This is a genomic window from Pseudoflavonifractor sp. AF19-9AC (assembly GCF_003478995.1).
In the GTDB taxonomy this organism is placed as follows: Bacteria; Bacillota; Clostridia; order Oscillospirales; family Oscillospiraceae; genus Lawsonibacter.
In genome coordinates this window covers 107068-116128 of the sequence record NZ_QUGI01000008.1, presented here as the reverse complement: position 1 = coordinate 116128, position 9061 = coordinate 107068, and the positions used below count along the sequence as shown (strand labels likewise).

Annotated in this window: 9 protein-coding genes; all 9 read right to left on the bottom strand. The window is 57.4% G+C overall.

Going from position 1 to position 9061, the window contains the following annotated elements; translation table 11 throughout:
* Nucleotides 1-54 precede the first annotated feature (54 nt).
* Nucleotides 55-2070 (bottom strand): TRAP transporter fused permease subunit, encoded by a 2016-nt coding sequence (locus DWX58_RS13380; protein ID WP_118644617.1) that lies wholly within the window; start codon nt 2068-2070, stop codon nt 55-57.
* A gap of 173 nt (nt 2071-2243) precedes the next feature.
* The gene (locus DWX58_RS13375) at nt 2244-3290 is read right to left on the bottom strand and encodes a TAXI family TRAP transporter solute-binding subunit (RefSeq protein ID WP_118644615.1); all 1047 of its coding nucleotides are present in this window, start codon (nt 3288-3290) and stop codon (nt 2244-2246) included.
* Nucleotides 3291-3358: 68 nt separating this feature from the next.
* Entirely contained in the window at nt 3359-3607 is a 249-nt protein-coding gene (locus DWX58_RS15160; RefSeq protein ID WP_147382279.1) for a hypothetical protein, read from the bottom strand.
* A gap of 37 nt (nt 3608-3644) precedes the next feature.
* Nucleotides 3645-3890 (bottom strand): TIGR03905 family TSCPD domain-containing protein, encoded by a 246-nt coding sequence (locus tag DWX58_RS13370; RefSeq protein WP_118644613.1) that lies wholly within the window; start codon nt 3888-3890, stop codon nt 3645-3647.
* 55 nt (nt 3891-3945) lie between these two features.
* On the bottom strand, nt 3946-4701 hold the full coding sequence (gene spo0A / locus DWX58_RS13365) for a sporulation transcription factor Spo0A (protein ID WP_118644611.1): 756 nt from the start codon (nt 4699-4701) through the stop codon (nt 3946-3948).
* Between the two features lie 321 nt (nt 4702-5022).
* On the bottom strand, nt 5023-6150 hold the full coding sequence (gene spoIVB, locus DWX58_RS13360; protein ID WP_243093514.1) for a SpoIVB peptidase: 1128 nt from the start codon (nt 6148-6150) through the stop codon (nt 5023-5025).
* Between the two features lie 188 nt (nt 6151-6338).
* A complete protein-coding gene (locus DWX58_RS13355; protein WP_118644609.1) occupies nt 6339-6686 on the bottom strand; it encodes an arsenate reductase family protein in 348 nt (115 codons plus the stop codon).
* A gap of 140 nt (nt 6687-6826) precedes the next feature.
* Nucleotides 6827-7237: a serine proteinase gene (locus DWX58_RS13350; protein ID WP_199648843.1), complete on the bottom strand. Its 411-nt coding sequence runs from the start codon at nt 7235-7237 to the stop codon at nt 6827-6829.
* A gap of 191 nt (nt 7238-7428) precedes the next feature.
* Nucleotides 7429-8796 (bottom strand): uracil-xanthine permease family protein, encoded by a 1368-nt coding sequence (locus DWX58_RS13345; protein WP_118644709.1) that lies wholly within the window; start codon nt 8794-8796, stop codon nt 7429-7431.
* Nucleotides 8797-9061 lie beyond the last annotated feature (265 nt).

Genomic DNA, 9061 nt, shown 5'->3' with positions numbered 1-9061 from the left:
CCCCTTTTGGGGGCCCCGCCGGTTTTTCAACTTTTTTGATGGATGTTGAAGCAATCAGGCTCGAACTGCCTTCTTGGCATTCATGCGCTGGAAGACGTAGATGCCGCCCACCAGAATCAGGCCTGCAACGTCGGTAATGGTACCGGGAATCATCATTCCCAGGCCACCAACGGCCATCAGAATGCGGAACAGCGGATTCAGCTTGCCAAAGATGTAGCCGTTGAGGGCGGCGGCCACACCGAAGATGCCCAGCAGGGAAGAAACACAGATCTGAACCACCTGAAGGACAATGAATGCAGTAGCCATTCCCTCTTCAAACTCGAAAAGCATCACCGGGCTGTTGGCAAAGATGTAAGGCACAATGAAGGCGGCAATGGCCAACCGTGTAGCGTTGAGAGCCGTCTTCATCGGGGGAGCCTTGGCGATGGCAGATCCGGCATAGGCAGCCAGAGCCACGGGCGGGGTGATGTCGGCCACGATGCCGAAGTAGAACACGAAGAAGTAAGCGGCCACGGGGACGATGCCGATGCGGCTGTCCATCAGGATGGGGGCGCAGGTGGAGGCCATGATGCAGAAGTTAGCGGTGGTAGGCACGCCCATACCCAGAACGATACAGCAGATCATGGTGAGGAACAAAGCGATGATCTTCTGCCCACCGGAAATCTTGACGATGGTGGTGATGAGGGTGGATGCCAGACCAGTGGTGGTGATGCAGCCGGCTACCAGACCGGCCATGGCGCAGGCCACAGCCACAGTGACGGCGCTCTTACCGCCCGCTTCCAGGGCGTCAAAGAATTTGGTAAGGGTGAATTCCTCACTGGGCTCGTCGATATGGGCGGCTTTGTTGATCAGGGTGTTGATCACGCCCACAATAATGGTAATGAGGATGGCGATGGCGGCGGAGGTCTGCATGGTACGAATCTGGGCAGACACCAGAACCACCAGCACCACCAGGGGCAGCAGCAGATAAATCTTGGGCAGCAGCTTGCTGAACTTGGGCAGCTCATTTCTGGGAATACCCTTCAGGCCCAGTTTTTTGGCCTCCAGATGGACGGCGATGTAGATGCCGGTAAAGTAGAGGACAGCGGGGAGAATGGCTTTCAGGGCCACCTCGGCGTAGGGCCGGTTCATATACTCGGCCATGAGGAAGGCGGCGGCGCCCATGATGGGGGGCATGATCTGACCGCCGGTGGAGGCGGCAGCCTCCACGGCGCCGGCAAACTCAGGCTTGTAGCCGGTCTTCTTCATCATGGGAATGGTCACCGAGCCGGTGGTCACGGTGTTGCCCACGGAGGAGCCGGACACCATGCCGCACAGAGCGGAGGAGATGACAGCCACCTTGGCCGGACCGCCCGCGGAAGAGCCAGCCACGCAGTTGGCCAGGTTGATGAAGAAATTGGCGATGCCGGTGCGCTCCAGGAAGGCACCGAAGATAATGAAGATGACGATGTACTTCTGGCAGACATTGATGGGGGTACCCATGATGCCGTTGGTGGTATAGAACAGATCATAGATCACCTTGCCAAAACGGACGGTGGACAGGGCGTAGATCAGCAGTGCGCCCAGCACGCACAAAATGGGAATGCCCACACACCGACGGCACAGTTCCATAAAGGCCAGCACGCCCACAATGGCCAAGACCACCATCTTCATATCCTGAGTCACAAAGCTGGAGAGCTTGATGACCTCGTTTGCCTTGTAGGCAAAGTAGAAGAAGGGGAATGCACCCACCACCATGATGATAATGTCATACCAAGGGAGGTGATTGGGCCTCACATGTCCCTTCCGGATGGGGTAGTGCAGATAGCCCACAACCAGAATCAAACCCAGAAAAATGTTCAATTTCTGCTCCGGCAGCGTGGGCCAGCCCTTCAGCGTGGAAAAAATACAGTAACAGGAAAACAGAATGCCTATCATCCGGATGACGGTCTTGGGCGTTCCCTCCCAGATGCGGGTGTTGGACTCCTTGTCATATTTCTTCATGATGGCGTCCACATCGGCCGCACTGCCAACCGAGACATCCACTTCTGACTGAACATCAGTCAGTTTCTCTCTCTCGTTGGGTTCCATAAACGTTCTCCTTTCTCCCTGCGAGACACACCACGGAGCACATGCCTCCGCGTCCCGCCAGGCGCAGACGCATCTGCTCCGAGGCGTTCGCAAATTCTTAAGCATAGACTGAGGGCGGCTGCGGCGGGCGAGGCCGCCGCAGCCGCCCTCACTATCGGCTTAATTTGGCTTACTTACTTGCCGGAAACGGTAATTCCCTTATCGGCGAAGTAGGCAACAGCGCCGGGGTGATAACCAATGGAGGTGACGGAAGAGGCAAACTCCAGATCCAGCTCAGCGGCCTTGCCGTGAGACAGGTTGGGGATGTCCTCGAAGGTGCCGTACAGGAAGTTGTAGACGTCAGCCTCGGACACGTCATCCCGGGCGATGACCACAGCGCCGATGGCCACAGTGGTAGCATCCTCAGCGGCGCCGTACACGTCCTTGCTGATGGTGGCGGGGCTGTAATAGGGGGAAGCCTCAATCAGAGCGTCGATGTGCTCCTGGTCCAGGCTGACCAGATACACGTCGCGGCCGGAAGCCAGGTCGGTAACGGCAGTAGTGGGAGCGCCGGCCACCACGAAGGCGGCGTCGATCTGACCGTCCTTCAGAGCCTCGGTGGAATCACCGAAGGACTGATAGGTGGGGGTGATGTCCTTCTCAATGTCCAGGCCATAGGCGCCCAGAATGTCCACCGCGTTGAAGTACACGCCGGAGCCGGAGGCGCCTACGGAGACGCGCTTGCCCTTCAGGTCAGCCACGGTCTTGATATCGGGATCCAGAGTGACGATCTGGACCTGCTCCATGTAGAGGTTGGCCACCACGGAGAAGTCAGTAACGGCCTCGGTGAAGGTACGCTCACCGTTGTAGGCGTAGACCATAACGTCGGACTGGGAGAAACCGATCTGGGCATCGCCCAGCTGCATGGCCTTGATATTGGCGTCGGAACCGTTGGAAGAGATGGCCTTCACGGAGGTGCTGGTCAGGTCAGTGACCTTACCGGCAATGACGCTGCCAAAGCCGTAATAGGTGCCGGTCTCGCCGCCGGTGGTGAAGGTGAGGCTGGTGCCGCCCTCCTTGGGGGACAGGCCGGACTCGCTGCCGCCGGAGGAGACGGAACTTCCGCCGCCGGAGGTGGAAGAACCGCCGGAAGACGAGGGTTTGGAATCATTGCCGCAGGAGGTCAGTGCCATGGAGAGGACCATTACGGCCGCCAGAGCAAGAGCAAGTTTCTTTTTCATTTTGAATTCCTCCAATCCATATCTTTCTTATAGGTATGGCTTCTTGACGGTTTTTATTTTACTATATTTCACCCAAAAAAGCAATCCACTTTTTCTCGATTTATTGCACTTTTACATAACTTCTGAAATTTTGCTTTTTTTCTATTAAAAAAATTGGCAGAAAAAATAAAAATTTTTAATTTCGGCAAAGGAGGACTTCCGGAACGCATATCGCAAGAAACTGTCCTATCTTCCTCCATACAGTTCTTTGATCCCCCCTTTTCCTTTTTTCTGCCCGGAGCAACAAAAAACGGCCTTCCTGGGAAGGCCGTTTCCATGTTCCGGGAGTTGGTGCCCACAGCACCTTGTCCCATTTTATTGTGCCCCGCTTTTCAGCGCACGGGCGATCTGATCCGGGCAGGAGGTTGGCTTCATTCCGCAGCGAATGCCTTCCAGCCGCCGGATCGCCTCCTGGCGATTCATCCCCTTCAGCAGGTTGGACAAGCCCTGCAGATTTCCGCTGCAGCCCCCCAATATCTTAACTGACTCAATCACATCGTCCTTCAGTTCAATGGTAATTTTACGGGAGCAAACTCCCCGGGGCACATAATCGATGATCATCGCAATTCTCCTGTATTTCTCTCTATTTCGGAAGGACGTCCCCCGCCGATGAACGTTAATTCTGCCGCAGCTGCAGCTGCAGGCGGTCGGCAATCATGGCAATAAACTCGGAATTGGTGGGCTTACCCTTGGTATTGCTGACGGTGTACCCGAAGTACTTCTGCAGGGTTTCCAGATCGCCCCGGTCCCAGGCCACCTCAATGGCGTGGCGGATGGCCCGCTCCACCCGGCTGGCTGTGGTTCCGAAGCGCTTGGCCACCTCGGGGTAAAGCACCTTGGTCACGGCATTGATGACATCCATGTCGTTGACCGCAATCAAAATGGCCTCCCGCAGATACTGGTACCCTTTGATGTGGGCCGGCACACCCACTTCATGGATGATAGCGGTCACCCGCGTCTCCATGCTGATTCCTCTGCTACCCCGCTCCGCCTCCACACCACCAGAGGTCATCTGCCGGATCCGCTCGCACACCGTGGACGGACGGCTGGGCTTGGTAAGATAGAAGTCGGCACCCCGTGCCGCCGCCGTCTCCACCGCTGCGCTCCGGATGTAACTGGACAGAATCAGTACCTTGGGCCGGTGCTCCAGCTTGTTCAGCTCGTCCAGCACTTCCAGCCCGTCCATGCCGGTCAGCACCATCTCCATTACCACTGCGTCCGGCTCCAGCTCCCGCACCATGTGCAGCAGTTCCATTCCATCGCCGGTCTCGCCCACTACCTGCATGTCCGTCTCGTCATTTATGTGACTGGCCAGAGAAAGGCGAAACTCTTCCCCTGTGTCCGCCAGCAAAATGCGCTTGACAGCGTCCATTTCTGAATTCTCCTCTCCATTTCAACGTATCTATTCTGAACAGCCCGGAGACCCATCCAGTTCCTAGCCTCCGTCTGTTTCGACCGGTCACCTACAATTTAGCACAATCAGACAGCGTACGCAAGATGTTTTTGGAAAATTATGGCAATAAACCGTTCCTTTAATTTCGACTCTTTATCAAAAATTTTTACCGTTTTTTCCGGTTTTTCTTCTTTTTGTTTCTCTTTTCACCGTTTTTTCTCTGGCTTCTTCCTCCAGGCGCTGCCATGGAAGTTCCCCGGACTCTGCCTGTTTACCAGGCGGAGTCCGGGGAACTGGAATTCAGGATACCTTGGCTTGCGGGGCAAGTCCCGCCTGGTCCAGCATGTCCTGGGCCAGTATGCCGTAGCCCCGGGTGGGATCGTTGACCAGAACATGGGTCACCGCTCCCACCAATTTACCATTTTGAAGAATGGGCGAACCGCTCATGCCCTGAACAATGCCGCCGGTGCTCTCCAGCAGCCGGGGATCCGTTACCTCCAGCATGAGGCTCCGGGTACCATCTCCCGTGTCGCTGACCCGGGTAATCCGGATAGAGAAGGTCTCCACCTGGTCTCCGCGGATGTTGGAGCGGATCTCCGCCTCTCCTACTTTCACCTCGTCCTGCCGGGCCACAGGCACGGGCTGCAGGTTCTGGACCAGGGTCTGCTGGGCCAGATGTCCGAAAATGCCCCGGCTGGTATTGGCGTACAGGGTGCCCAGGTCTGTGGTCAGGTCAAACTCCCCGTGGAGCTCGCCGGGCTGGCCGCTGGTCCCCTTTTTCACGTCAGCCACCGTGGCAGGCATGATACTGCCCGACTCCAGCGGCATCAGCATAGCGGTATCCACGTCGTTGATGCCGTGGCCCAGGGCCGCAAACATCTGGCTGTCCGGGTCATAAAAGGTCATGGTGCCGATCCCAGCCATGGAATCCCGCAGCCACACGCCCAACTGGTACACACCCTGGCTGTTTTCTACCGGGGAGACCGTCAGCTGAAGCTGCTGCTGGCCCCGCACCGCCTGAATGGCCAGAGAATCTCCCTGCCGCTGGGCCACAGCCTTTTGAATTTCCTCAATGGTGTCCACCTCTTCCCCATCAATGTGGGTGATGAGGTCACCGGTTTTCAGACCGCTGTCCCGGCCCGGGTAGCGGGACCCTTCGTCGGTCTCCACCGGAGACAGGCCCACCACCAGCACGCCGTCGGAAAAGAGCTTGATGCCCACCGCCTTGCCCACGGGAATCACCATTCTGGTCCCCGCTTCGGCGCTTTCAGCGGCCGCCGTATGAGCGGACAGCGGCGCCATGGCCGGTACCGTCTCCTCCTGGCCGTCCCAGGACAGCACCGCCAGCAGGATCACCGCCAAAAACATGGCCGCCGCCCCAAGCCACAGCAGCGCCATGCCGCCCTGTTGTTTTGGTTCTTGTTCCATGCTTCCACCCCCTTGCAAGCAAAAAACGGACGGCACGTTTGCCGTCCGCCTTTTCATTATGGCCTGCAATTTGGGGCTTCAACCGTGGAGAGGCCTTCCAGCATTACCAGCTGAGCAAAGGCCAGCGCCTGAGGCGTCTGGATTCCCTGCAAGAGCGCCGAAACAGCGCTTCCATCTGGAAATTTATGTTATGTTCTGGCCGTCCACTCTTCCTCACGAAAGCCAACCAGTACAAAATCTTCTCCCACCAGAATGGGCCGCTTCACCAGCATGCCGTCACCCGCCAGAAGATGGAGCTGCTCCTCCTCCGTCATCCCGGGCAGCTTGTCCTTCAGTCCCAGTGCCTTATAGACCTGCCCGGAGGTATTAAACCACTTCTTCAGGGGCAGGCCGCTCTCCTTCGTCCACTGGCGCAGCTCTTCCAGGGAGGGATTGTCCTCCTTGATGTCCCGATACTCATAGGACACGCCCCGGCTGTCCAGGAATTTTTTGGCCCGCTGGCTGGTAGAACATTTAGGATACCCAACAAACAACATAAAAATTCTTCCTTTCCCGGCCTCAGGCCGGCTGCTCCATGGGGCTTCTGCCACCCTTTCCCCTTCATACCAGCTCCTGTCAGGCAGCCGGCAGACAGGACACAGTCCGTCCCGGCAAAGCCGGGACGGACCTTTTCTGCTTACTCTTCGCTTTTGGGTTCCTCCTGGACCTCCTGGGGCTCCTCAGGCTGGGGCTCCTGGGCAGGCTCAGGCTGGCTGACCGGCTGGGCCTCCACAGCCACCACGATCTCCGGCTCCTCGTCCTCCTCGTCCGCGCTGCTCTTCAGCTGGGCGATGCGGTCGTTGTTGGTCTCGATGGCGGCCCGGGCAGCGGTAATCTTCTCACAGGCGGCGGCATAGGCGCCCTCGGGCGCGCTGCCGTGCTCGGCATAATACAGCTTGCCAATCTCAATATGGGCCTTCTTGATTGTGTCCTCTTCCCCCAGATTGGAGACCTTCAGCTTGGCAATCTCTGCCAGGCGCTTGGACTGGGCCACACCGGCCTGAGCCAGATCGGTGGTTTTCTCCTTAAACTCGTCAAAAAATCCCATGGTTATGAAACCTCCTTTATGATACGGTCTCCCGTCTTTGTGGTCTCATTCTATCTTATTTTTTCCACCCACGCAAGAAGCGTCTGCGGCTTTTAATCAATTTTTTAGGATTGCTTTTCTCTTCCTTAAGAAAAGCCGCCGCCCGGCTTTAAGGGCCGGACGGCGGTCTGATTTCATTCTATGTTCCGCAATTACTGCGCGTGAATGCCCCGGTTCTGGTCGCCCTCGGGGTTGGTGCCGAACTCATAGTCATTGCCGGGGAGGATGGCGTTGAGGATGATGCCGGCCAGAGCGGCGATGGCCAGACCGGTGAGGGTGATGGAGGTACCGCCCACATTGAAGGTGAGGCCGGAGGAGAAGCCCAGGCCGCACACCAGGATCACGGCGGCGATAATGAGGTTGCGGGACTTGGTGAGGTCCACGTTGTTCTCCACGATGTTGCGTACACCGATGGCGGAAATCATACCGTAGAGGATGAAGGACACGCCGCCCACAATGGCGGAAGGCATGGAGCCGATGATGTCAGCCACCTTGGGGATGAAGGACAGGACAATGGCGTACACAGCGGCCAGACGGATGACCCGGGGGTCATAGACCCGGGAGAGCACCAGAACGCCGGTGTTCTCGCCGTAGGTGGTGTTGGCAGGACCGCCGAACATGCCGGCCAGGGCGGTGGCAATACCGTCACCCACCAGGGTGCGGTGCAGGCCGGGCTTTTCAATGAAGTTCTTGCCCACCGTGGCGGAGATGGCAGACATATCGCCGATGTGCTCCATCATGGTAGCCAGGGCGATGGGGGCCATGACCAGGATGGCAGTGATGTCAAACTTGGCAATCTGGAAGGGGGGCAGACCCACAAAGCTGGCCTGAGCCACAGCGGTGAAGTCCATGAGGGGCTTCACGCCGCCCGCACCGTCGGAGATGGTGACGCCGCAGGCGTTCATAATGAGGGCGGCGATGTAGGAGATGACCACGCCCATGAGGATGGGGATGATCTTGAACATGCCCTTGCCCCAGATGTTGAAGATGATGATGACAGCCAGGGCAATGAGGGCCAGAGGCCAGCAGGTGGAGGCATTGCTCACCGCAGAGGGGGCCAGGGTCAGGCCGATGCACACGATGATGGGGCCGGTGACCACAGGGGGCAGGAAGCGCATAACCTTCTTTACGCCCACCAGCTGGATCACCATAGCCAGAATCAGGTACAGAAGACCGGCCACCACGATGCCGCCGCAGGTGTAGGCCAGCTTCTCCTGAGCCGGCATATTCTCATAGATGCCGGTGTTCAGGTTAGCCATGGTGCTGAAACCGCCCAGGAAGGCGAAGGAGGATCCCAGGAAGGCAGGGATCTGGAACTTGGAGCACACATGGAAAAACAAGGTGCCGACGCCGGCGAAGAACAGGGTGGTCTGGATATCCAGAGGCAGGCCGTACTGCTGCACCAGGATGGGCACCAGAATGGTGGCGCCGAACATGGCGAACATGTGCTGCAGGCCCAGAATCAGCATCTTGGGCGTGCCAAGCTGCCGTGCGTCGCGGATGGGTTCATTCTGACTCATTTTCATTTCTCCCTTCTACACACAAAAAAAGACAATCACGCCGGTGATTGTCCCCCAATATGAGAAAAGACGGCACTCCCACGCCCAAACAGCCGGTTTTTCTGAAACAAGCCAGTCATGGAAGCTCCCTCCTTTCACGTTCCGAAGTATCATAGCAGAATCTGCCCCGAAGTGCAAGGGAATTTGTTGGATTTTGTGGTTTTTTTCAGAATGGGCAAAAGAAAAATCCCCCTTTATCGGGATGTTGTGCCTTCCGCGCATTGAC

What these genes read in the sequence shown, in the direction of transcription:
- DWX58_RS13380 (WP_118644617.1), bottom strand. Translation starts at nt 2,070, where the DNA reads ATGGAACCCAACGAGAGAGAGAAACTGACTGATGTTCAGTCAGAAGTG.
- DWX58_RS13375 (WP_118644615.1), bottom strand. Translation starts at nt 3,290, where the DNA reads ATGAAAAAGAAACTTGCTCTTGCTCTGGCGGCCGTAATGGTCCTCTCC.
- DWX58_RS15160 (WP_147382279.1), bottom strand. Translation starts at nt 3,607, where the DNA reads ATGGAAACGGCCTTCCCAGGAAGGCCGTTTTTTGTTGCTCCGGGCAGA.
- DWX58_RS13370 (WP_118644613.1), bottom strand. Translation starts at nt 3,890, where the DNA reads ATGATCATCGATTATGTGCCCCGGGGAGTTTGCTCCCGTAAAATTACC.
- spo0A (WP_118644611.1), bottom strand. Translation starts at nt 4,701, where the DNA reads ATGGACGCTGTCAAGCGCATTTTGCTGGCGGACACAGGGGAAGAGTTT.
- spoIVB (WP_243093514.1), bottom strand. Translation starts at nt 6,150, where the DNA reads ATGGAACAAGAACCAAAACAACAGGGCGGCATGGCGCTGCTGTGGCTT.
- DWX58_RS13355 (WP_118644609.1), bottom strand. Translation starts at nt 6,686, where the DNA reads ATGTTGTTTGTTGGGTATCCTAAATGTTCTACCAGCCAGCGGGCCAAA.
- DWX58_RS13350 (WP_199648843.1), bottom strand. Translation starts at nt 7,237, where the DNA reads ATGGGATTTTTTGACGAGTTTAAGGAGAAAACCACCGATCTGGCTCAG.
- DWX58_RS13345 (WP_118644709.1), bottom strand. Translation starts at nt 8,796, where the DNA reads ATGAGTCAGAATGAACCCATCCGCGACGCACGGCAGCTTGGCACGCCC.